Genomic DNA, 23,590 nt, shown 5'->3' on the forward strand with positions numbered 1-23,590 from the left:
AGTCCCATGTCTACGCCACGCCAAGGTCCCGCGCATCGAGAGGAGAGCACACCTGTGTCTTCACAGCGCATCCTCAATGAACGCTACGAACTCGGTGATTTGATCGGTCGTGGTGGCATGGCGGACGTATACCGCGGAACGGATACTTTGCTGGGGAGGACCATCGCGGTCAAGATCCTGCGTGCAGATCTGGCCCGCGATCCGCAGTTCCAAGCCCGGTTCAAACGTGAGGCACAGGCCGTTGCGGCGTTGAACCATCCGTCCATCGTGGCCATTTTCGATACCGGCGAATATTCCGTCCCGGGTGGCCCCGGCGAGGACGTTCGTGTTCCGTACATCGTCATGGAATACGTCGCAGGGCGCACCCTGCGGGACATGATCAAGGCGAACGAACTGGGCGTTGAGAATTCCATCGGCTACACCCTGGGTGTCCTGGCCGCCCTGGAATACAGCCACCGTGCGGGAATCGTCCATCGCGACATCAAGCCAGCCAATGTCATGGTTTGTGCTGACACCGGAGACGTCAAAGTCATGGACTTTGGCATTGCTCGCGCCATGGCAGATTCCGCTGCCACCATGACCCAAACCCAGGCCGTCGTAGGCACGGCACAGTACCTTTCACCGGAGCAGGCCCGCGGCGAAACCGTGGACGCCCGCAGCGACCTCTATTCGGCCGGTTGCCTCCTCTATGAACTGCTGACCAGCCGGCCGCCGTTTGTCGGCGACAGCCCGGTCTCGGTGGCCTACCAGCACGTCCGCGAAATCCCGGATATGCCCAGCTCGCACAATCCCGACGTTTCCGAAGCCCTCGACTCGGTCCTTGCCAAGGCCCTGCAGAAGAGCCGGACAGACCGTTTCCAGGACGCTGCTTCCTTCCGCCGCGCCCTGCGCGCGGCAAGCAACGGCATTCCCGTCCCGGCTGTCCCGGCAAGCGAGGCACCCACTGATCCGAACGACCTTGTGGACCAAGAGGACCCGGATACCCAACTCCTGAGCTCCAGCGCAGTGGGCTTTCTTGCCGCTGACCAGTTCAAGGAAGCGGAGTATAAGGACGAGCCCGCTGAACAGCAGCCGGAGGAGGTCCTTCCTTTGGGCCTCCCACCGGAACGCGAGCGTACAGCGGGCCAGAAGAGCCGCCGTCGTGCGTGGGCTGCAACTCTGGTGATCTTCACTCTTATCGTGCTGGCAGGCGGCGGTTTCTGGCTTTACAACCTCATGAACGCGCAACCGCCGGTCCCGGCCAAGATCGCTGTGCCCGTGGTGGCCAACATGACAGAGTCCCAAGCCATCCAGGAACTCTATTCGGCCAAGCTGGTGCCTAAAACGGTGCGCGAAGCCAGTGACACGGTGGCCAAGGACATGACCATTGGCACATCGCCCACTGCAGGTTCAATGCTCGACCAGGACGCCGAAGTTGTCCTCAAGATTTCCAGCGGACCCAGCTCGGTAACCATTCCGGCCGACATCGTGGGCCGTACGGAGCCCGACGCCCGTGACGCCCTGCGCAGGCTGGGTATCACCGGCGATATCGTGACTGTCCGGACGCACAGCGCTACTGTGCCTGTGGGCTTGGTGATCAACACCGGCCCGGCCCCCGGCGGAGCCATCGCCATCAGCTCCAAGGTGGAACTCCAGGTCTCCTCGGGCAAGGTACTCATGCCCCAGCTGATTGGCTTGCCGGTGGCTGAAGCGGAAGCCTCGCTCAAGACCAACGGCTTGCCCATGGTGGTGGTGGAGCAGGAGAACTCCGAGGTAGCGCCCGGCACCGTGACGGCCCAGAGCGAGACGTTCAACACCGAAGTGGATCAGGGTAAGTCCGTCACCATCACGGTGGCGAAGGCCCCCGTCACCCCGACGCCGACACCCACTCCGACACCCACGGAGACGGACAAGCCGACCCCCAAACCGACGGCCACCAAGAAATAGCCGGACCGAAGGCAGCGGGCCGGCGCCCGGAAGTGTGCATCAAAGCGAGGCACGAGCTAGCACGCGGAGGGCGGCGGTCGCTGCCGACCGCCGCAGCCCCGCCACTTACTGCTTGATCAGCGGGCTCAGCTTGGCAGCGCGTTCGGCCGCTCCAGCCATCCCCAAGGACTCCAACCAGTTGCCGAGCATCTGGTACCCGCCTTCTGTGAGGACCGATTCCGGGTGGAACTGGACACCGCAAAGAGGTGCGGTCTTGTGCTGCAAGCCCATCACTACGCCGTTGGTGGTTTCGGCAGTGATCTCCAGGACATCCGGGATGGAATCGCGAACCGCAGCGAGTGAGTGGTAGCGCGTTGCCGTCACGGGCGAGGGGAGTCCGGCGAAAACGCTCTTACCTTCATGACTGACGGGGGAAGTCTTGCCGTGCATGAGTTCAGGGGCATGGGTCACCACACCGCCGTATGCTTCTGCCAGGGCCTGGTGGCCGAGGCAGACGCCGAACATCGGTTTGCTGTTGTCGCCGCACCACTTGATGAGCTCGATGCAGACGCCGGCTTCGGCCGGGGTTCCGGGACCCGGCGAGACGAGGACGCCGTCCCGCGTTGCTGCGAGCTCAGTGGCCTCGGCGAGTGTCACGTCGTCGTTGCGGACCACGGTGGTCTCCGCGCCGAGCTCCTGGAGGTATCCCACCAAGGTGTAGACGAAGCTGTCGTAGTTATCTACTACAAGAATTTTTGTTGTGCTCATGGCTGCTGCACTAAACCAATCGTTGAGTCAGTCAAAGTGGTGAATTGGGAGAACCAGGGGAAGAGGAACTGGACCATCAGTACCAGGGCTGCTGCCACCAATACCAAACAGGTCAGGACCCGCACCCAGACGGGTCCCGGTAGATTACGGATAATCCACGCGTACATCCGCTACCCCTTTCCTTGGGCCTGGGCTACTTGGGCGGCAATGTCCGACGGCGGTCCTGCTGAGGCCGGTTGCCAGCTTTCCATGACGGAGTAGGCGATGATGCGTTCCTGCGAACCGAAACGCGGGTTGCAACTGGTCATGGTAAGGATTCTCTCCTCAGGCGCGACGCCCGTCTGGGTAGGCACGGGCAGCAATACATCAGTGCGGTTGGGAAGCACGATCTGGTTGTTGCGGAAGACGTAGGTGTAGTACCCGTCAGCGGTCTGAACGTAGATCTTGTCCCCGGGAACCAGGGTGTGGATGCTGTCCAGGACCGCTCCGTGTGTCTGCCGATGGCCGGCCACCGCAAAGTTCCCGATTGCGCCGGGCATGCTGGTGCTTCCGTAGTGTCCCAAGCCCAGCGTGTCCAGAACGTCCGCGCCGGTTCCTTCGATGATGGGACGGGTGTAGTCGGCACCGAAACGCGGAATGTACATGATCCCGATCGTTTCCCCGTTGGCAGGGGCTGTTCCCACGACTGGATCCCCGTAGTCCGCCGGGGTCGCGGACTCTGAAGGAGTAACGGGCCCTGTGAGTTGCTGGGCGAAGTTCTGGATGGCTTCCGCCTGTTTGGCGTCTGCCTCAACGTTGGTCCACCACAGTTGCCAGCCCACAAACAGCAGCAGGACGACACCGGCCGTGATGAGGAGTTCACCCAGGATCTGGCTGAGTTTTCGGATGACGTCCGAAGCGCGGAGGCGCGTCCGGGGAGTTTCTTCCTGCCCGCGGCGCCCGGACGGCACGGCAGAAGTAGCCGTCGTCTGCTGATGCGCCACAGCGTCTCCTCGGATAGGGCGCGGGCGCGGCGGGCGGACCCCGAGTTGCGGCTAGACTTGACAGCTAGAACCAACCCGGAACGCCGCGTGGCCGTTAACCGCTGGAATTTTCCTTCCTGCAGGATATCAAGGCTGGCTGGAACGGGTACCAACGTACAGCCAAGGAGGATCCGTGCCCGAGTCCAAGCCCCGCAAGCGGCCTGCCCGTCAGGACCAGCAGGCTTCCGCAGCGCAGCAGTACAAGCCGAACCCGGTTTGGTACAAAGCCGTCATGTTCGGGCTCATGATCCTCGGCCTCCTCTGGATCATCACCTTTTACATCACCGAGGGACAATTCCCGGTCCGGGACTGGGCCTCATGGAACATCGTGGCCGGCTTCGGAATTGCCATTGTGGGCTTCCTGATGACCACGCGCTGGCGCTCCTAGGAAAGCCACACCTCACATTTCCGTGCCCGTAGACGTCTACAAGGTATGAGCATCCGGCACACCACCATGGATTCCCCGTTGGGGCAGTTGACGCTGACTGCCCGCGGGGAATTTTTGACGGGCATCTTCTACGAGGGCCACTGGCATATGCCTCCGCCCGACTACTTCGGGGTTCCTGTTGGGCTCGAGGATCCTGTGTTCACCCGGGTCCGGCACGAACTGGACGAATACCTGAGTGGCCACCGCACCGTTTTTGACGTAGCGCATGAGGCACGCGGGAACCCCTTCCAGGAAAAGGTATGGACACGCCTAAAAGACATTCCTTTCGGAGAGACCGTGAGTTACGGCGAGTTGGCGGCTGAGTTGGGCGATCCTCATCTGGCCCAGGCCGTGGGCTCCGCCGTCGGCCGGAATCCCATCAGCATCATCATTCCGTGCCACCGCGTGGTGGGACGCAAGGGCCAACTGACCGGGTATGCCGGTGGCCTCCGGAACAAACGCTTCCTTCTTGAACTGGAAGAACCGGCGGCTGTGAAAGAAGGAAAACTTTTCTGATGGGGCTTCGGCAAGCGATCGGCAAAAAACCCTTCGAATCGGTAGTGCACGAACAGGGGTCCACCGTCCTCCGGGTGTGCCGTGCGGTCCTGGGCGTGCACGACGCCGACGACGCCTGGTCAGATACCTTCCTCGCTGCCCTCCAGGCCTATCCTGACCTCCCGCACGACGCCAACGTGCAGGCCTGGCTGGTCACCATAGCGCACCGAAAATGCATCGATCACCTGCGCGCCGGCAACCGTCGGGCCGTCCCGGTTGATTCCCCGCCCGAGCATGCGTCGCACCTTGGTATTCCCGGTGGGGACCACATCGAGTTACTGGACGCGGTGGCCCATCTTCCACCCAAACAACGGCAAGCCGTGGCGTATCACTACCTGGCTGGACTTCCCTATAAGGACGTAGCCGCACTCCTGGGAGGTACTCCTGAGGCTGCAAGACGCGCAGGGACTGACGGCGTCAAAGCCCTCCGCAGCGTGCTGGATGACCTTCCGGCGCTGACACATTCACTTTCGAAGGGAGAAATCCGATGACCCTTGAATCAAGCCCCGACCACGCGGACGTGTTGTCGCTCCTGGAACCCCTCGACGCTGGCCTGGAACCCGCCCTTACGAGCCTGCGCGCCCGGCTTGCCCGCGATGCCCAACTGACCCACACCCTGGATGTGGCTTACAGAGTGGTGGATTCCCCTGTGGGGAAACTCCTCTTGGCTGCCACCGACCGGGGAATCGTGCGGGTGGCCTTTGAGGTGGAAAACCACACCGACGTCCTGCAGCGCTTGTCCGACACCATCAGTCCCCGCATTCTTCAGGCACCGGCACGGTTGGACAGTGCTGCGCGGCAACTCGAGGAGTATTTTGGCGGCACCCGGACAGAGTTCGATCTCACCGTGGACTTCCGACTGTCCCGCGGGTTCCGGCTGAATGTGCTGCAGCACCTGCCCCGGATTGCCTATGGTCGGACCGAAAGCTACGCGGACGTTGCTTTGGCTGCGGGCAGCCCCAATGCGGTCCGGGCCGTTGGAACTGCCTGTGCCACCAACCCGATTCCCGTCATCATCCCCTGCCATCGAGTAGTGAAGTCGGATGGCAGTTTCGGCGGCTACCTCGGGGGACCGGAGGCAAAACGCGCGCTGCTGACTTTGGAGGCAGCAGCGTGAGCGATGACGCCTTGTTTCCGTTGGAGCTGGTGCAGCCTGAAACGCACGACGCCGGACCCCGGCTGATTGCCCCGGGCGCGGTCCATATCCCCGGCTGGCTCAACGCCGAGCAGCAGCGGTGGATTGTGGGGCGCTTTGGCGAATGGACCCAGGGTCCGGTGCCTTTGCGGGCTGCAACACTTCCGGGCGGCCGCCGGATGTCGGTCCGTACCGTGTGCCTTGGGTGGCATTGGCAACCGTACAAGTACACGCGGGAAGCCACCGACGTCAACGGCCGTCCCGTGCTCGATTTCCCGGACTGGATGGTTCGTTTGGGACGGAAGGCTGTAGCGGACGCCTACGCGTCCGGAGCCGACCCGGAAGGGTCAGTGACCGATCTTGCCTCGAACTACACGCCCGACGCCGCACTGGTGAACTTCTACGACGACGGCGCAGCCATGGGTATGCATCAGGACAAAGACGAACGCTCGGGGGCACCCGTAGTGTCCCTCAGCATCGGCGAGGCCTGCCTCTTCCGCTTTGGCAATACCAAGACCCGAACCAAGCCGTATACGGATGTGAAACTCCACTCCGGAGACCTGTTTGTCTTCGGTGGGCCATCCAGGTTTGCCTATCACGGCATTCCCAAAGTCTTTCCCGGAACTGCTCCCGCGGACTGCGGCCTGTCGCACGGACGGATCAACATCACCATGAGGGTAACTGGAATGTCTTGAGGCGATGAATGTCAGGGCCACCCGGCAGAATATCCCCAGACGCCACAACAACTGGCCGCGGGTTCCAGGAGCCCCGGCTGCGGAGGAGCATGAATGATCCCGGACAACGGCACAGTCGTCGGTGAGGACGGCCTTGCCCGCCCCCTGTGGGCTGCATCGGACCCGCTCATGCAGGCTTACTACGATCACGAGTGGGGAATGCCTGTCCGCGATGAGCAAGGCATGTACGAACGCATCAGTCTGGAGGCCTTCCAAGCGGGCCTGTCATGGGCCACCATTCTCCGGAAACGGGAAGCATTCCGGACTGCGTTCCTGGACTTCCACCCGGACAGCGTCGCCGCCTTCACAGATGAGGACGTCGAACGGCTGATGCTGGATGCCGGGATTGTCCGCAACCGCCTCAAGATCCGTGCAGCCATCACCAATGCCAAGGCCACTATTGCCCTGCGCGAAGAGGGCGGGCTGGTGGACTTCGTATGGTCTTTCCAGCCACCCACCACCCCGGCTCCCCGTACCTATGCGGACATTCCCACAACATCTCCTGAGTCAGTCGCACTCTCCAAAGCACTCCGGAAGAAGGGCTTCGCCTTCGTTGGGCCCACCACCATGTATGCCCTCATGGAAGCAATCGGCATCATTGACACCCATCTGATGGACAGCCATCGCCGTGGGTCGTCGGGAGTATGGGCCTGATCCATCGGCTCAGCGTGGGTGTGATTCCCGTGCGGCAACCCCCGCAACCCCCAGCCCTTGTCCACAGAAGTGCGCAACTTTATCCACAGGCGTGGATAAACTCTGTGGACATCCATGGAAATCGGCCATGGATCGCTGGGCTGGCGCCAATTTTGGCCACATTCCCGGGTAAGAACAGTTTTACCCACTGTGTACTGGGCTGTGGATAGTGCCCCAAGTTTCACCGAATGTTCAACATCGTAGGATTGCCGGCTTTGCCCTGGGTTGCTTTGGGGGGCACATCGGCGGCACATCGGCTCCGGCCTTCCACAGCCACACTGCCCCGTTGATCACACGGCCGGCAGCAGGGGCCCAAAAAGTTACCCACTTAATAACAGCCACCTACGCACAAGTTATCCACAGGTGGGGAAAACTTGTGGGTTTCTCAGTGGAAATCCCCACGATGACGGGGCTCAGAGCCCCCGGAATGCCCTGAACTACACGAGTGTAAGTTATTAACAATGTTGATAAGCCTGTTGATACACGCAGCTGTGGGACGTAATTAACAGGGTTGTCCACACTGGGCCCATAATCACTCTGTTTGTCCACAGATCCGGGGCCAACGGGGACAAAGTTATCCACAGGTGTGGAGAAATTCATGCCTTTCGGGGGATATCTACCGATCTCACGGCCCCAACGACCGGAAGCGGGTCTAACTACACGCATGTAAGTTACACACAGTGTGGATAACGGTTGTGGATAACATCGCGGACAGCCGCCACTGCCGCTGGGCGTAACGGAGTGCACCGGCGCGGTGTGGGCTTGGGCGTACCGTGGTGGCATGAAGAGCGACTTCAAGAAACTGATCCCCAGCTACAGCGCCAAGCACGGCGAGTTCTCGGTAGTAACAGTTCCACCGCTGCAGTTCCTGATGATCAACGGCCACGGAGACCCCAACAGCGCCCAGGCCTACAAGGACGCTCTGACCACCCTGTATCCGGTGGCCTACAAGCTGAAGTTCTTCAGTAAGAACGAGCTGGACAAGGATTACGGTGTGATGCCCCTGGAGGCCCTCTGGTGGGCCGATGACATGGAGTCCTTCACCAGCGCCAGGGACAAGTCACAGTGGGACTGGACGTTGATGAACCTGGTTCCGGATTGGATCACGCATGAGCATTTTGATGCAGCCCGCGAAGTGGTGGCCAAAAAGGGGGAGGCCCCGGCCTTGGATGAACTCCGATTGGGGCCGTTGGAGGAAGGCATGAGCGTGCAGACGCTCCACATTGGGTCCTACGATGATGAGGCACCCGTGCTTGAGGAGATGCACAACAGTTTCATTCCCGGTCAATTACTGGTTATGACCGGCAAGCACCATGAAATCTATCTTGGCGATCCGCGCCGCACCGCACCGGAGAAACTCAAGACCATCCTGCGGCAGCCGGTGATGCCGGTTGCAGGCTGACGAAGGCTAAGCCGGCCGCGGACGGGGAAACCAGCTTACGAGCGGCTATCCGGCAGTGACGCGGAACCACGTGACCACGGCCAACAGGCCAGCCACCAGGATCAGCCCGCCGGCCTGCAGCAGGGCTTGGTTCTTGCCCTTTGGTGCGTAGGCGATAACGGCAGCAGCCAGGCCACCCGTGATCAAGCCACCCAGGTGCGCTTGCCACGCGATGCTGGGAACGAAGAAACCGATGGCTCCATTGATGGCGATCAGGACCCAGAGTTGTTTGGTTTCACCGCCACGGTGGCGTTGCACCACCAGCATGGCTCCGAAGAGGCCGAAGATGGCCCCGGAAGCACCCACAACGGCAACGGGCGGAAACATCGGGGTCAGGGCCAGGTAGCCTACCGATCCGCCGACGGCAGAGATCAGGTACAGAGCGAGGAACCGGATACGCCCGAGCAAAGGCTCAAGGGCTTGTCCGAAGATCCACAGCGTGTACATGTTCAGCACGATATGAAGCAGGAAACCCTGCGAATGCAGGAAGGCCGCGGTGAGCATGCGCCACGGTTGGCTGTCGGCGAAGATATTCGCGAAGGCAAAATTCTGGAAGACCGCATCCCGGGGCACGATCCACTGAAGGACAAAGATCAACAGGCACAAGCCAATGATCACGTACGTCACCAAGGGCTTGCCCACAGCCAGGGCGCCGCCGTACGGCGACCGGTAGACCGGCGTCGTACGTTTTTGTTCGTTGACGCAGTCAACGCATTGGAACCCGACGGCGGCCGCCCGCTGGCACTCGGGGCACGCAGGGCGCCCGCAGCGCTGGCACCGCACATAGGAGGGCCTGTCCGGATGCCTCGGGCACACCGGAATATCAGCGGACGGCTCTGCCGACGGGATTCCGTAACTCATGAGCTCAGGTTCAGAGTCTGACTAGAGCTGTTCGATGTCGATGCTGTTGATGACGACGTCCTCAACGGGGCGGTCGCCCATGCCGGTGCGGACGGCCTCAATGGCATCCACAACCTTGCGGGATTCCTCGTCCGTGACCTCGCCGAAGATGCTGTGCTTGCCGAAGAGCCAGTCGGTGTTCACGGTGGTGATGAAGAACTGTGACCCGTTGGTGCCCTTGCCCATCTGGATACCAGCGTTGGCCATGGCCAGCTTGTAGGGAGCGTTGAAGGTCAGTTCAGGGTGGATTTCGTCGTCGAACTGGTAGCCCGGTCCGCCAACGCCGCGGCCCAGGGGATCTCCGCCCTGGATCATGAAGTCCTTGATGATGCGGTGGAAGATGGTGCCGTCGTACAGCGGCGTCCCGGTCTTGTCTTCGCCCGTTTCGGGGTGGTTCCAGGACTTTTCGCCCGTGGCCAAGCCAATGAAGTTGGCGACCGTCTTGGGCGCGTGGTTGCCGAAGAGGTCAACCTTGATGTCGCCGAGGGTCGTGTGGATCGTTGCTTTTGCGGTTGCGATGGTCATGGCCCCATTCTTCCATGCAGGGTCAACGCCGTTGCAGTTGTAAAGCCGGTTCCGCGCTCGGTGAAATCCGGGACGAATCGGGCAGATGAATAGCCGGTGTTCCACAAGCGACGTAGGCTAGCAACAAACGAGCATGTGTATCGGGAGGTAGTTGTGAAGAAATCAGACCGTATTGCCCGCGACCTCGAACAATCCGTTGTGGCAGGTGTGGACAACGCCCGCGACTGGGCAGCACCCCGCGTGGAAGCCGCCGTCAACTGGGCTGTTCCGCGTATCCAGCACGGCATTGATACCGCTTCCCCCAAGATCCAAGAGGGGCTGAAGTCCGCTGCGCACAACCTTGCCGACGGCGTTGCTGTTGTTACGCCGCGGATTCAGGATGGATTGGCGCACCTTGCGCCGAAGATCCATGACGTAGTGGAGGACGCAACGCCCAGGATCCAGGAGACGCTCAACAAGGCCACTCCGGCTCTCGGCCACGCGCGGGACAAAGTGGTGGATGAGTACCTGCCCAAGCTGTCCGAGCAATTGGGCCAGGCTTCGGTAGCCGTGCACCACGCGTTGGAGAACGCGCCGGCCCAGGTTGACGCCGTAGCGCAGAAGCTGGTTGATTCCGGCGTTGTGCACAGCGTCCAGGAGCAGGCGCAGGCCACAGGCAAGCAGATCAAGGCAGTGACCGATCAGGCCACCAAGGCCGTTTCCACCGCTTTGGTGAAGGAACAGCCAAAGCCTAAGAAGCGCGGCTGGCTGATCGTGACTGTTATCGCCGCGGCCGCTGCCGCCGGCGTTGCCGCATGGAAAGCTTCCAAGCCGGTGGAGGATCCGTGGAAGACACCTTCCCCGGTTACTCCGACGCCCGCTCCGGTTCCAGCTGCCCCGGCTTCGGCTGATGCCTCAGCATCAGCAACGGCTGCCGCAGTGACTGAATCCGGCACCAAGGACATCACGCCGGAGGAAGCCGCAGCAGAGGCAGAGCAGGCCACCGAGGATGCTTTCAAGAACGTTGAAGACTCCTCTGCGAAGGTGGCAACCGACGCCAAGACTGCCGTCAAGAACATCGCGGCCAGCTTGCACAAGGACACTGAGGGCTCGGACTCCGACGCCAAAGGTGCACAGAACTAAAGACTGACAAGTGGCCCCCGTCAGGGGCCCGCACGTCAAGCTACTGAAGGGATCCCGGCCGTCGCCGGGATCCCTTCAGTGTTTGCCGGCTTGTAACCCAAGGCTCCGTCCGACGCACTGCCTCGAGTGTTAGATTTGGAGTGATGTCAGCCGATAGACCCTCTGCGGGTGCCCTTCAGGATGGTCCGGTGCCCCCGGGCGTGTCCATCGTCATCCCGGCGTATAACGAGGAAAGCGTCATTCGCCAGTGCCTCATCGCGGCCATCTACCAGTCCGTTCCTGCTGACGAAATCATTGTGGTGGACAACCTTTCCACGGACCGCACAGCCAGGATCGTGCGCCAGATGCAGCAGGAATACCCGGAAAGCCCCATCATTCTCCTGCGCCAGGAAGCCTTCCAGGGCCTGATCCCCACCCGCAATCATGGCCTGAACAGCGCCACGGGCGAGGTAGTGGGACGCATCGATGCAGATTCCGTCCTGGAACCGGACTGGGTTGAACAAGTCCAAAAGGCGTTCACAGACCCGTCGATCGCTGCGGCCACGGGTCCTGTGGTCTATTACGACATGCCCATGCGCCGCTTCGGCCTCAAGGCGGACGACAAAATGCGCCAGCTCATGTTGCGCTTGGCCAAGCACCAATACCATTTCCTCTTTGGCTCCAACATGGCCCTTCGCCGCACCGCCTGGGAGACCATCCGCGACGAAGCGTGCCTGGATCCCAAGGACGAAATGCACGAGGACATTGATCTGTCCCTGCACCTCTTCGAGCACGACCTCAAAGTGCAGTACGTGCCGCAGATGGTGTCCGGGATGTCTGCCCGCCGGCTGGAGGATTCACCCCGCGACTACCGCTACTACGTGCAGCGCTTTGACCGGACGTACAAGGCCCACAACGTCAAAAAGATGGCCCTGAAAGCACCCATGGTGGTGTTCTTCTCGGTGTACTTCCCGGCCAAGATCCTCCGGGCCATCCACACGGCAAACGCCGCACAGGGCGCCCGCCGCGGTGGTGTCTAGGCGCGCAGCGCCGATGACAAGCACCCGACGGCGGATCCTCAGTCCGTGCCCAACTCAGCTTCGCGTCGATCTGCTGCTGGGCGTCCCCGCCGCTGCCCGGCAACAACCACGGCCAGGCCAGCCAGGATCAGTGCCAAGCCCGCATAGGTCCCGGCCGGCAAGGTCTCAGACAGGAAGACGGCAGCCAGGATGGCAGCGCCCGGAATCTCCAGCAGGATGATCATGGACACCAGCAGCGGGCTCATCGTGGCCAGCAAGTGGTTGAACGCCGTGTGCCCTACCAGCTGCGCGCAAACGGTGATGGCAATAATGCCAAGCCAGCCGCCGGCGTCGAACCCTGTCAATGGCTGGGCGCTGAACAGTGCCAGCACCGCCACGATCGCTGCGCACATGCCGTAGCAGAGCGTGGTGTAGGTACCCGTTCCCATGGATTGGCGGGCCTTCCCGCCCGCAAGTGTATAGAGACCCGCCAGAGCGCCGCCGGCAATCGCCAACAAGTCTCCGAGCAGGGCCTCCGGCGAGGAACCCATATCGAACCCGGTAATGGCCACCACGCCGCCGAAAGCGATCCCCAGGCCCACCAGCACCGGCCAGCGATGCCGTGTGCCCCGGAACAACTGGAAAACCGCGATCCACGCGGATTGCAGGCACACCAAGGCAGTGGCGGCCGCCACCGAGGTCAGTTCAAGGGCCGTGATGAAGCAAGCGAAGTGGAACGCCAGTGCAACGGCGGCAACAGTGGACCAACCGAAATCCCGACGGGTGATCCTGCCGAATGCTCTCGGCTCGCGGATGGCCACCGGAGCTGCCATCACCACCGCACCGATCGCATTCCGCCAGAAAGCGATAGCCAGTGCCGTCACTGAGGTGGCTCCGAGGGTGCCCGCAATGAGCGGACCGGAGGAGGCAACACCCAGAACACCCAGGGCGGCAATGAGAAAGGTCACGGATCAACACTAGTGGGGCGGGGGAGCGTTCCAGCCCCTATCTGATGCTCCAACAGTGTGGTTGTCTTGACTCAGCATTCCCGTCAGCCGGTGACGGCATACCCAAGGGGTTATCTGATTGAGCGAAGCACCCGTCAAGCGTCGGCGGTCAGTCCTGCTGCTGGTGGCGGCCGGAGTGCTCACAGCCGCCCTGATTATCGCTGGATGGGCCGCTGTTTCACGTGAACGTCCTGACGGAACCCAGGGAAACGGGGGAAACGGGACAGGTGTTCCAAGCATCTTCCCGGTACCGCAGCATGCCCGGACCGCAACCGGCGACCCTGTTCCGTTGACCGGTCATGTGTACGTGGTGGCACCCGCCGGAACCGATCAGGCCTCCACCGCCGCCGTGCAGGACCTCGTGACCGGTGCTGGAGGCACGGCTGAAGTTGTGACGCAGCTTTCCAACCCCCGCGACGGATCATCTGCCATCCACCTTGGCACCGGGTCCGCCATGGGTCCGGCACTCAAGGCTTTGAGCGTGGACGGCGACTCCTCCCTTCGTGATGCCCTTGGACGCGCCGAAGGCTATGCGATTGCTACCGGACAGCCTGACGGGGTTCCGACGGCGGTCCTCGCCGGACGTGATAACGACAGCGTCTTCCACGCCGTGCAGACCCTCCGGCAGTTGCTCAAGGCCGGCTCTGTGGCCCCGGTCCTGGTCAGTGACTGGCCGCTGATGCAAACCCGCGGCGTTATTGAGGGCTTCTATGGCACGCCGTGGTCCCACCAGGCCCGTCTGGATGTCATTGAATTTGCGGGCAGTCAGAAGATGAACACCTACATCTACTCGCCCAAGGACGATCCTTTGCTGCGCGACAAGTGGCGCGAGCTGTACACCGACCAGGAGCTCGAGGAGCTGAAGGAACTGATCGACGCTGCTGCCGCCAATCACGTCCGCTTCAGCTATGCCCTTTCGCCAGGGATCGACATTTGTTATTCGCGCGAGGCCGATCTTGAGGACGCAGTGGCGAAGCTTGAATCCCTGTATGCGCTGGGAGTGCGTTCGTACGTGATTCCCTTGGACGACATCGCCACAAAAGTGCAATGCGCGGAAGACCTCCGGGAATTCGGCGCGGGGCAAGCAAACCTGGCGAAGGCACAGGCGTCCTTCCTTAACGACGTGAATGAAAAGTTCATCTCGGCCAAGGACGGGGTCCTCCCGTTGGAAACGGTCCCCACCTTCTACAACGGCTCACCGAGCACTCCGTACAAGCGCGAACTCGGTCAGGCGCTAAACCCCGGAATTGTGGTGCAGTGGACGGGTGAAGAAGTCGTCTCCCACCGGATTACCCGGAAGTCAGCTGAGACAGCGGGCCAGACCTACGGGACACCCGGCGCCTCCCGCAGCATAGTCATCTGGGATAACTATCCGGTCAACGACTTCTCCCAGGACCATCTCTTCCTGGCACCCGTCATCGGCAGGGACGCAGATCTGCACCGGTCCATCCAGGGCATCGTCACCAACCCAATGATCCAGCCCTATCTCTCCCTGCCCGCCATTTTCAACTACGCTGACCTCTCCTGGAACGGGCCCGCCTATGACGCCTCCCAGTCCATGAATGCCGCGTTGGATTTGCTCGCCGGGCCCGATCCTGAGGTCCAAGCTGCCGTACGGGCCTTCGTGGACCTGAATCAGGATTGGCAGGACGACGAACTCACCCCTTCCGCTCCAGAGTTGCGGCGCGATATTGACCAGTTCTGGGCGGAGTACGACGCCGGCAGACAACTCTCGGGGGCGTTGAAGGACCGCGCTGGGTTGCTTCAGCGGCTTCCCGGGCTCCTGCCACGGATGGCGGAGCCCGGTTTCGCACAGGACGGCTCTACGTGGGTTGCAGCGGCTGCTGAGTACGGACGAGGCGTGGAGGAGGCCATCACCATGCTGGAGGCGGACAAGCGAGGCGATACAGAGGCCGCAACCGCAGCACGGCTCAAAGTGCAGGGTGCCCTGAAGACCGCTGGGGCCAAGACACAGCCCACCCTGGAGCTGGGTGTGGTGACTCCCGTCTTGGGGAACAGCGAGCTGGCAGCGTTCCTTGAGCGAGCCTTGCAGCAGGTTCCGGCTGGCTGAGTTCCCCTTGGTGCCGCGGGCATTCGTTGATGACACGCACATTCGCTGGTGCCGCCCGGAAATGCGTGGCAATGGTGGAAGCGCGCGGCGTGGGCGCGGCAAGGTGGCACCGGCCTTGTTGGGTGTTGGCGGGGTCGCGGAGTTAAAAGCAAAAGTCCCGGTCATTTCTGACCGGGACTTTTCTTATGGTGGAGGCACGGGGACTCGAACCCCGAACCCCCTGCTTGCAAAGCAGGTGCGCTACCAATTGCGCCATGCCCCCATAAGAAGCAACCCGTCAATCATACCCCATGTCCAGGCTGGTATTTACCAGCTCAGACCGGGCTCCTCGGCTAGTCGACCGTGTCGGTTGACTTGCTCCAGACATCCTTCCGGGCTTCGGATTCCTGTGCCTTTTTATAGACCAGGAGACCTGCGACTGCCGCTGCTACAACTACCAGCAACTTCTTCACAAGCACCTCATTCCGGTTCAGTTTTACCTGAACCTCTTTCGGTTCCGTGGGCGTACCAGGACTTGAACCTGGGACCTCTTCGTTATCAGCGAAGCGCTCTAACCGCCTGAGCTATACGCCCCGATGCCTCATCGGGCCGAGATATGACTGTACAGCACATCCCGGCCCGATCTCAAATCGAGGCATTTCCGCGCGGAAATTCTGCCAATTTCGGCGTATTTCCGCGGGTTTTTATTAGTCGTCGGTCAAAGTGACGCCGACGCCACCAACCAACGTTGCGGAAATGTTATACAGCACTGCGGAAAGCATGGAGAGTGCGGTCAGCAGGACCACGTTCACCACGGCAATGATGGTGGCGAAGGATGCCACCTGGCCGAGGGACGCAATCTTCTTCAGTTCAAAACCGCTTCCTTCGGATCCTGCCAGGGTCCCCAGGAGGCTATCAACCTGGTTGAAGATCCCTGTGAGATCCAACACAGTCCACAGCACGATGGCAGCCACCACTGTGACGATGCCCAACGCAACGGACAAGAGGAACGCCATCTTCAGGACAGACCAGGGATCCACCTTGCTGACCAGCAAACGAGCGCGGCGGACCTTGGCCTTGGGAGCAGGCTTCACCAAGCCGGGGGCACCCTGGGCGGGGCGCTGACCTGACTGGGCAGGGCGCTGTCCGGGCTGTGCCGGACGTTGTCCGGGAGCGCCTGCAGGACGCTGGGTTGCCTGGGCCGGCCGTTGTCCGGGAGCCCCGGAGGGCCGCTGCGCGGAGTTGGTGCCAGTTGCTGGGCGTGCGCCGGCGGCGCCGGTTCCAGCAGCCCCGGTTCCTGGACGCTGTTGGGGCCGCGCAGGCGTTCCTGCTTGGGCGCTGCCCGAGGGCTGCCGGAGTCCGCCGGGGACACCTGTGCTCGGCTTGGGATATGAGTCGGAATTACTCACTCGTTACCTCCGGTGTTGTCTTCGTTCAGCTCCGCGCCCGTTTCGGTTTCCGGGTCTGCGTCGTTTTCCGTTTCGGCCGTCACGGTCGCCTCAGGGGCGCCGTCGTTTGCAGCCAACGTTACGTCATCGTCGAGTCCGTCTTCTGACTCTTCGACTTCCAAGCCGCGTTCGCTGTTGCGCGCAACCTCAATAATGCGGTCATTCTTGTCCGGTTTGGCGAAGATGACACCCATGGTGTCACGGCCCTTGGCCGGCACGCCGGTGACAGCCGAGCGGACCACCTTGCCGCCCTCCATGACCACCAGGACTTCGTCCTCTTCCTGCACGATCAAGGCACCCACAAGGTCACCGCGGTCTTCGGCAAGCTTGGCAACCTTGATGCCCAGGCCGCCACGGCCCTGCAAGCGGTATTCGTCCACGGCGGTCCGCTTGGCGTAGCCGCCCTCGGTCACGATGAAGACGAAGGAACCGTCCTGGACGACGTCTGCAGCAAGCAATTCGTCGTCTTCACGGAACTTCATACCGGTCACACCGGACGTAGCGCGGCCCATGGGACGCAGTGCGTCATCGGTGGCCGTGAAGCGGATGGACTGGCCCTTGCGTGACACCAGGAGGAGGTCGTCGGTCTCGCTGACCAGCTGGGCGGAAACCAGCTCGTCCTCGTCGCGCAGGTTGATGGCGATGACGCCGGCCGTGCGGTTGGTGTCGTAGTCTTCGAGCCTCGTCTTCTTAACCAGGCCGTTCTTGGTGGCGAGCACCAAGTAGGGGGCCTGCTGGTAGTCCCGGAGGTCCAGGACCTGGGCGATGTGCTCATCAGGCTGGAAAGCCAGCAGGTTGGCCACGTGCTGGCCCTTGGCGTCACGTCCAGCTTCTGCGAGCTCGTAGGCCTTGGCACGGTAGACGCGGCCCAGATTGGTGAAGAACAGCAGCCAGTGGTGGGTGGTGGTGACGAAGAAGTGTTCCACGACGTCGTCGCCACGCAGTTGTGCACCCTTGATGCCCTTGCCACCGCGCTGCTGGGAACGGTAGTTGTCGCTGCGGGTGCGCTTGACGTAGCCGCCGCGCGTAATGGTGACAACCATTTCCTCTTCGGGGATCAAGTCCTCCATGGACATGTCGCCGTCGAAGCCCATCAGGATGTGCGTGCGGCGGTCATCGCCATGCTTGGCCACGATCTCCGCGAGTTCTTCGCTGATGATCTGGCGCTGCCGCTCCTCCGAAGCGAGGATCGAGTTGTATTCCTCGATCATCGACTCGAGCTCGGAGTGGCGGTCCTGGATCTTCTGTCGTTCCAGGGCGGCCAGTCGCCGGAGCTGCATGTCCAGGATGGCGCGGGCCTGGAGTTCGTCGATCTCGAGGAGCTCCATGAGGCCTTCACGGGCAGCCTCTGTGGTGTTGGACGCGCGGATGAGGGCAATGACCTCATCCAGCATGTCCAGTGCCTTGAGGAGCGCGCGCAGGATGTGCGCTTCTTCCTCGGCCTTGCGCAGGCGGTAACGGGTGCGGCGTGCAATGACGTCCATCTGGTGCGCAACCCAGTGACGGATGAAGGCGTCAAGGCTCAAGGTGCGCGGAACGCCGTCGACAATTGCCAGCATGTTCGCCGAGAAGTTGTCCTGCAACTGCGTGTGCTTGTAAAGGTTGTTCAGGACCACCTTGGCCACCGCATCGCGCTTGAGCACGATCACCAGGCGCTGGCCGGTACGGCCGGAGGTTTCATCGCGGAGGTCCGCAATGCCTGAAATCTTGCCGTCCTTGACCAGTTCGGCAATCTTGATAGCCAGGTTGTCCGGGTTGGCTTGGTACGGCAGCTCGGTCACCACCAGGCAGGTACGGCCCTGGAGTTCCTCGACGTTGACCACGGCGCGCATCGTAATGGAGCCGCGGCCGGTACGGTAGGCGTCTTCGATGCCCTTGTGGCCCAGGATGGTGGCACCCGTGGGGAAGTCGGGGCCCTTGATGCGCAGCAACAGAGCCTCAAGAAGCTCTTCCCGCGTGGCCGTGGGGTTCTCGAGAGCCCACTGCACGCCGTCGGCAACCTCTCGCAGGTTGTGCGGCGGAATGTTGGTGGCCATGCCGACGGCGATGCCGGAAGAGCCGTTGACCAGCAAGTTGGGGAAGCGCGCCGGCAGGATGGTGGGTTCCTGGTTCTTGCCGTCGTAGTTGTCCTGGAAGTCGACGGTTTCCTCGTCAATGTCCCGGACCATTTCCATGGCCAGCTGTGCCATCTTGGTTTCGGTGTACCGCGGTGCAGCAGCGCCATCGTTGCCCGGTGAACCGAAGTTGCCCTGGCCAAGTGCCAGCGGGTACCGCATGGTCCAGTCCTGGATCAGGCGCACCAAGGCATCGTAGATCGCCATGTCACCGTGCGGGTGATAGGTACCCATGACGTCGCCAACCACGCGGGCGCACTTGTTGAACGAGCGGTCGGGGCGGTAACCGCCGTCGAACATTGCGTACAGAACGCGGCGGTGCACCGGCTTCAGGCCATCGCGGACGTCCGGGAGGGCGCGGCCGACGATAACGGCCATGGCGTAGTCGAGGTAGGACCGCTGCATCTCTGTCTGCAGGTCCACCTGCTCCACGCGGTCTGTCAGCACATCGCCCTCAAGAACTACGTCGTCGGCAGTGGATTCCGCCGGGACTTCGGGAGTTTCGTCACTCATAATCTAAGGTTTCCGTTTCAGGTATATGTCAGTTCGAGAATATTAAGGTGCCCTTGTGGAGCCCTAGATATCGAGGAACCTGACGTCCTTGGCGTTCTGCTGGATGAAGTTACGGCGCGATTCAACGTCCTCGCCCATCAGGACGGAGAAGGTCTGGTCGGCAGCCAGGGCATCATCCATGGTGACCTGCAGCAGCGTGCGGCGATCCGGATCCATGGTGGTGTCCCACAGCTCGGTGTAGTCCATTTCGCCGAGACCCTTGTAGCGCTGGATGCCGTTGTCCTTGGGGAGCCTCTTGTTCATGGAAGCACCCTTGCGGATGGTCTCATCACGTTCGCGGTCACTGTAAACGTAGTCGTGAGCTGCGTTGGACCACTTGATCCTGTACAGCGGCGGCTGGGCCAGGTAGACATAGCCGTTTTCGATCAGCGGGCGCATATAGCGGAACAACAGCGTCATCAGAAGGGTGGTGATGTGCTGGCCATCAACGTCAGCATCGGCCATCAAAACAATCTTGTGATAGCGCAGCTTGGAAATATCGAAGTCTTCGCCAATGCCCGTTCCGAAGGCGGTGATCATGGACTGGACTTCAGCGTTGCCGAGGGCCTTGTCCAAGCGGGCACGCTCGACATTCAGGATCTTGCCGCGCAGTGGCAGGATGGCCTGGGTTTCCGGGTTGCGGCCGCGCTTGGCCGAACCACCTGCGGAGTCACCCTCCACCAGGTACACCTCGCAACGTGAAGGATCCTTGGAGGAGCAGTCGGAAAGCTTTCCGGGCATGCCGAATGACTCCAGCGGGCTCTTCCGGCGGGCGTTATCACGGGCTTTGCGTGCTGCCATGCGTGCCTGGGCAGCCGAGATAGCCTTGCGGATCACGTCGCGGGCGGGGCCGGGGTTGCGTTCAAGCCAGTCACCCAGCTGATCCGTGACAACCCGCTGGACAAAGCCTTTGACCTCGGAGTTGCCCAGCTTGGTCTTGGTCTGGCCTTCGAACTGTGGTTCGGAAAGCTTGACGGAAATAACGGCAGTCAGGCCTTCACGGATGTCATCACCTGTGAGGTTGTCTTCCTTCTCCTTGATGATGCTCTTTTCCCGCGCGTACCGGTTTATGAGCGACGTCATCGCGGCGCGGAAACCCTCTTCGTGCGTTCCGCCCTCATGGGTATTGATGGTGTTCGCGTAGGTGTGGACGCTCTCGGAATACGCGGTGGTCCACTGCATGGCTACCTCGACGGCGATATGCCGTTCGGTGTCCTCGGTTTCGAAAGCGATGACGTCCTCGTGGACAATCTCGACCTTCTTGTTCGAGTTCAAGTGCTTAACGTAGTCCAGCAGGCCGTCTGGGTACTGGTACACCACAGTGCGGTGCTCGGCGGCGACTTCGCCTTCGGTGGCAACGGCGTCGAGATCCAGATCATCATCGCCGTCACGGGACACCGGACGCTCATCGGTCAGCGTGATGCGCAGGCCCTTGTTGAGGAAGGCCATCTGCTGGAAACGGGCCCGGAGTGTTTCAAAATCGAACTCGGTGGACTCGAAGATGGTGCCATCCGGGTAAAACGTCTGGGAGGTTCCGGTAACGTCAGTGGCCTCACCCTTGACGAGTTCGCCCTGGGGCTTGCCGCCGTCAGCGAAGGTCATGCGCCATACGTGGCCCTGGCGGCGGACTTCCGTGTCCACACGGCGGGACAAAGCGTTCACCACGGAGATACCCACACCATGGAGGCCGCCGGAAACAGCGTAGCCGCCGCCTCCGAACTTACCGCCGGCGTGAAGGATTGTCATGACCACTTCAACCGTCGGCTTGCCTTCGGTCGGGTGAATGTCCACGGGGATACCACGGCCGTCATCTACGACACGAACGCCGCCGTCGGCGCGTAGGGTGATCTCGATGTGGCTGCAATACCCGGCCAGTGCCTCGTCAACAGAGTTGTCCACCACTTCATAGACCAGGTGGTGCAGGCCGCGGGGACCAGTGGATCCGATATACATACCGGGGCGTTTGCGCACCGCTTCGAGGCCCTCCAGCACGGTGATGTCGCTGGCACCGTACTCCCTGGGCGCCTCTGCGGGCGTATCAGGCTTGGGAACAGTCTCCTCTTCGGGCTCTACTGCCAAGGTCTCTGCATTGTCGTTAGCCACAGGCGCTTTCGACTCCTCTGTACTCGATGTCGGCCGTTCCCGGTGGTGTCCGCGGCGAACCGCAGCCGTCAACGGGCACGTGACTGATTGCGCCGATTACTCCGACGAAAGGGGTCCCCATGCCACAAGAGTGGATCCAGGACCCCGACGACGTTTCTCCGGCGCTCAGTGATCTACGCCAATTCTATCGTGGAAACCCGCGAATCCTTGCAAATACGGGGGCAGCCGAGAGCTGAATATGGCCATAGGAGGCCGCTGGCCCTATCTGCAATGGCCCTACGGTGGTCCCGATGGGGGCCTATACGACTCCGGGGCGTTGAATCGCCCTGCACGCCGTTTAGCCGTAAGTATCGCGCGGGCCGCGACCATTGACGCTGCGCCCGCCTTTACGCCAACTTGGAGCCGAAGGACCCAGGACCTGGATGCTGGTCACCACTCCTTCACCCAGTTCATTGCGGAACATCTCCAGGAGACTCGTGCTGAGCAGGCGGAGCTGCGTCGCCCACGCCGTGGAATCGCAGCGAACGTGGAGCGTAGTGTCAGTGAAACTCTCCGGCGTGCAGTGGGCGGAAATATCCGTCCCAACAAGTGTCTCCCACTCCGCCATTACGGATCCAACAGCCACAGGGGACGTCCATCCGCGCTCAGCCACCAAGCGGCCCACCACATTGCCGAGTCCCAAAGGATCCCGGCCGCTGCCGTGGAATTTCGCAAAACCCCTGGTATCCCGGATTCCCTTGCGTTGGGGGGCAGACCCTGGCCGGGGCGCGCGCTGCCGTACTTCGCCGCGTGCAGCCGCGGCCTCGCGCATTCGGTTCAACGCCGCCTGGGCAGCATCAATCTCATCCGGATCGCGACCGGGTTGAAGACCGTCGCGGCTATCCTTCGCCATCGATGCCTCCCGGAACAACGGTTACGCGCCGTCCGGCCAGCTCCTCGGGGATATCGGCATCGACGGCGGCAGTCACCAGCACTTGCTCGGCACCGGCCACTATTGCAGCCAGTTTACGCCGCCGCTGGACGTCAAGCTCAGCGAAAACATCGTCCAGAATGAGGATCGGAGCGGTTCCACCCGTACGGGCATCATCCAACATCACGTAGTAGGAAGCAAGGCGCAGGGACAAGCACATGGACCAGGTTTCACCATGGGACGCATAACCCTTGGCTGGAGCCTGGCCCAACACCAGTTCCAGTTCATCGCGGTGCGGACCCACCAGGGAGATGCCGCGTTCCAGTTCCTTTTTCCGCGATGCTGCGAAAGCCTGGATGTAGCGTTCGGTGAGTTCATCCACGGACAGCAGCCGGAGGTCGTCAACCGACGCCGAAGGTTCCGTACCGTGGTCGGCTGGACCGCCGTCGTCGTCCAGGACGCCCTGGATGGTTGAGCGGTAGACCGCCCCCGCCTCTTTGGATCCATCGGTAAGCTGCGCATAGGCGCTGTTCAGGTGGGGCCGCAAACGTTCCACCAGTTCCAGACGGGCGTGGAGCAGTTCGGCGCCGGCCCGGGCCATATGCTGGTCCCAAACATCCAGGGTTGCCTCATGACCCGCCGAGAATTTTCCCGCCCGGGCGGATTTCAGCAGGGCGTTGCGCTGCTTCAGCACGCGGTCGTAGTCGCTTCGCGTGGCAGCATGCCGTGGCACGAGGCTGACCAGCAGCTCATCCAGGAAACGGCGGCGATTCGAGGGATCGCCCTTGACCAGAGCCAAGTCCTCCGGCGCAAACAACACCGTATGGCAGATCCCCAGAATGTCCCTGGCCCGCACCGGGTTTCCGCGGTTGATACGGCCCCGGTTGGCCCGCCCGGCGTTGATTTCCAGTTCGAGAACCGTGGATTGTTCCCCGCGGACCAGCTTGGCCCGGATCATGGCGCGTTCCGCACCGAACCGGAGCAAAGGCGCGTCCGTGCTGACGCGGTGGGAGCTCAGCGTCGCCAAATATCCAATGGCTTCCATGAGGTTGGTCTTGCCGATTCCATTGAATCCCACAAGGACAGTCACGCCAGGGCCGAGTTTCAGGTCAACCTGGGCATAGCTGCGGAAATCAGTCAGCGAAAGATGTTCGAGGTACACGCCGTTTGCAGGACTCCTG

22 protein-coding genes and 2 tRNA genes are annotated in these 23,590 nt (G+C 61.8%); 11 read left to right on the plus strand and 13 right to left on the minus strand.

The genetic code is table 11. From position 1 onward, the window contains the following. Positions 1-6: 6 nt before the first annotated feature. Entirely contained in the window at positions 7-1,926 is a 1,920-nt protein-coding gene (gene pknB / locus WBN73_RS09545; protein WP_337340128.1) for a Stk1 family PASTA domain-containing Ser/Thr kinase, read from the plus strand. 105 nt (positions 1,927-2,031) lie between these two features. Here the strand turns inward: pknB and WBN73_RS09550 are convergent, their stop codons facing one another. Together WBN73_RS09550 and WBN73_RS09555 are read right to left on the minus strand one after the other, a co-directional pair. Continuing rightward, entirely contained in the window at positions 2,032-2,673 is a 642-nt protein-coding gene (locus tag WBN73_RS09550) for an aminodeoxychorismate/anthranilate synthase component II (RefSeq protein ID WP_280625274.1), read from the minus strand. 170 nt (positions 2,674-2,843) lie between these two features. After that, positions 2,844-3,656 carry a class E sortase gene (locus WBN73_RS09555; RefSeq protein WP_443193254.1) on the minus strand — a complete coding sequence of 271 codons (813 nt, stop codon included), beginning with the start codon at positions 3,654-3,656 and terminating at the stop codon, positions 2,844-2,846. 172 nt (positions 3,657-3,828) lie between these two features. Here WBN73_RS09555 and WBN73_RS09560 point away from each other — a divergent pair, with 172 nt between their 5' ends. From WBN73_RS09560 to WBN73_RS09590, 7 genes are all read left to right on the plus strand, one after another. Further along, complete coding sequence (locus WBN73_RS09560) at positions 3,829-4,083, plus strand: cell division protein CrgA (protein ID WP_089593065.1); 255 nt, start codon at positions 3,829-3,831, stop codon at positions 4,081-4,083. Positions 4,084-4,128: 45 nt separating this feature from the next. Then, positions 4,129-4,638, plus strand: a complete 510-nt coding sequence (locus tag WBN73_RS09565) for a methylated-DNA--[protein]-cysteine S-methyltransferase (protein WP_280625269.1) — start codon at positions 4,129-4,131, stop codon at positions 4,636-4,638. Continuing rightward, a complete protein-coding gene (locus tag WBN73_RS09570; protein WP_337340127.1) occupies positions 4,638-5,168 on the plus strand; it encodes an RNA polymerase sigma factor in 531 nt (176 codons plus the stop codon). Before WBN73_RS09565 ends, WBN73_RS09570 begins: the two co-directional genes overlap by 1 nt. Continuing rightward, positions 5,165-5,794, plus strand: coding sequence for a methylated-DNA--[protein]-cysteine S-methyltransferase (locus WBN73_RS09575; RefSeq protein WP_337340126.1), 630 nt, complete (start codon positions 5,165-5,167; stop codon positions 5,792-5,794). The genes WBN73_RS09570 and WBN73_RS09575 overlap by 4 nt, the downstream gene beginning before the upstream one ends. Then, entirely contained in the window at positions 5,791-6,507 is a 717-nt protein-coding gene (locus WBN73_RS09580; RefSeq protein WP_207595595.1) for an alpha-ketoglutarate-dependent dioxygenase AlkB family protein, read from the plus strand. Before WBN73_RS09575 ends, WBN73_RS09580 begins: the two co-directional genes overlap by 4 nt. A 93-nt stretch (positions 6,508-6,600) precedes the next feature. Continuing rightward, the gene (locus WBN73_RS09585; protein WP_207595594.1) at positions 6,601-7,200 is read left to right on the plus strand and encodes a DNA-3-methyladenine glycosylase I; all 600 of its coding nucleotides are present in this window, start codon (positions 6,601-6,603) and stop codon (positions 7,198-7,200) included. Between the two features lie 820 nt (positions 7,201-8,020). Then, a complete protein-coding gene (locus tag WBN73_RS09590; RefSeq protein WP_337340125.1) occupies positions 8,021-8,641 on the plus strand; it encodes a GyrI-like domain-containing protein in 621 nt (206 codons plus the stop codon). Between the two features lie 45 nt (positions 8,642-8,686). Here the strand turns inward: WBN73_RS09590 and WBN73_RS09595 are convergent, their stop codons facing one another. Then, positions 8,687-9,541 (minus strand): rhomboid family intramembrane serine protease, encoded by an 855-nt coding sequence (locus tag WBN73_RS09595; protein ID WP_280625258.1) that lies wholly within the window; start codon positions 9,539-9,541, stop codon positions 8,687-8,689. 21 nt (positions 9,542-9,562) lie between these two features. Continuing rightward, positions 9,563-10,105, minus strand: a complete 543-nt coding sequence (locus WBN73_RS09600; RefSeq protein WP_090822161.1) for a peptidylprolyl isomerase — start codon at positions 10,103-10,105, stop codon at positions 9,563-9,565. 153 nt (positions 10,106-10,258) lie between these two features. Between WBN73_RS09600 and WBN73_RS09605 the strand changes: the two genes are divergently transcribed. Both WBN73_RS09605 and WBN73_RS09610 read left to right on the plus strand, forming a co-directional pair. Beyond that, complete coding sequence (locus tag WBN73_RS09605) at positions 10,259-11,227, plus strand: hypothetical protein (protein WP_337340124.1); 969 nt, start codon at positions 10,259-10,261, stop codon at positions 11,225-11,227. 143 nt (positions 11,228-11,370) lie between these two features. Further along, on the plus strand, positions 11,371-12,246 hold the full coding sequence (locus WBN73_RS09610; RefSeq protein WP_207595590.1) for a glycosyltransferase: 876 nt from the start codon (positions 11,371-11,373) through the stop codon (positions 12,244-12,246). 38 nt (positions 12,247-12,284) lie between these two features. Here WBN73_RS09610 and WBN73_RS09615 read toward each other — a convergent pair whose 3' ends face one another. Continuing rightward, positions 12,285-13,193: a DMT family transporter gene (locus WBN73_RS09615; protein WP_337340123.1), complete on the minus strand. Its 909-nt coding sequence runs from the start codon at positions 13,191-13,193 to the stop codon at positions 12,285-12,287. 118 nt (positions 13,194-13,311) lie between these two features. On the opposite strand from WBN73_RS09615, the gene WBN73_RS09620 reads away from it, so the two are divergent. After that, positions 13,312-15,303, plus strand: a complete 1,992-nt coding sequence (locus WBN73_RS09620; protein WP_337340122.1) for a beta-N-acetylhexosaminidase family protein — start codon at positions 13,312-13,314, stop codon at positions 15,301-15,303. 186 nt (positions 15,304-15,489) lie between these two features. Here the strand turns inward: WBN73_RS09620 and WBN73_RS09625 are convergent. From WBN73_RS09625 to recF, 8 genes are all read right to left on the minus strand, one after another. After that, positions 15,490-15,565 (minus strand) — tRNA-Ala (locus WBN73_RS09625). A gap of 70 nt (positions 15,566-15,635) precedes the next feature. Beyond that, on the minus strand, positions 15,636-15,755 hold the full coding sequence (locus WBN73_RS09630) for a DLW-39 family protein (RefSeq protein ID WP_232481486.1): 120 nt from the start codon (positions 15,753-15,755) through the stop codon (positions 15,636-15,638). A 47-nt stretch (positions 15,756-15,802) separates the two neighbouring features. Further along, positions 15,803-15,876: transfer RNA gene (locus WBN73_RS09635), tRNA-Ile, on the minus strand. Positions 15,877-15,989: 113 nt separating this feature from the next. Continuing rightward, a complete protein-coding gene (locus WBN73_RS09640; RefSeq protein WP_207595587.1) occupies positions 15,990-16,691 on the minus strand; it encodes a DUF3566 domain-containing protein in 702 nt (233 codons plus the stop codon). After that, positions 16,688-19,357, minus strand: coding sequence for a DNA gyrase subunit A (gene gyrA / locus WBN73_RS09645; protein ID WP_207595586.1), 2,670 nt, complete (start codon positions 19,355-19,357; stop codon positions 16,688-16,690). Before gyrA ends, WBN73_RS09640 begins: the two co-directional genes overlap by 4 nt. Before the next feature lie 63 nt (positions 19,358-19,420). Then, entirely contained in the window at positions 19,421-21,499 is a 2,079-nt protein-coding gene (gyrB, locus tag WBN73_RS09650; RefSeq protein WP_089593052.1) for a DNA topoisomerase (ATP-hydrolyzing) subunit B, read from the minus strand. A gap of 337 nt (positions 21,500-21,836) precedes the next feature. Further along, positions 21,837-22,391, minus strand: coding sequence for a DUF721 domain-containing protein (locus tag WBN73_RS09655; protein WP_207595585.1), 555 nt, complete (start codon positions 22,389-22,391; stop codon positions 21,837-21,839). Further along, complete coding sequence (recF, locus tag WBN73_RS09660) at positions 22,378-23,571, minus strand: DNA replication/repair protein RecF (RefSeq protein ID WP_337340121.1); 1,194 nt, start codon at positions 23,569-23,571, stop codon at positions 22,378-22,380. Before recF ends, WBN73_RS09655 begins: the two co-directional genes overlap by 14 nt. Between the last annotated feature and the right edge of the window lie 19 nt (positions 23,572-23,590).

This window comes from Paenarthrobacter sp. CCNWLY172, assembly GCF_037402035.1.
Taxonomy (GTDB): Bacteria; Actinomycetota; Actinomycetes; order Actinomycetales; family Micrococcaceae; genus Arthrobacter.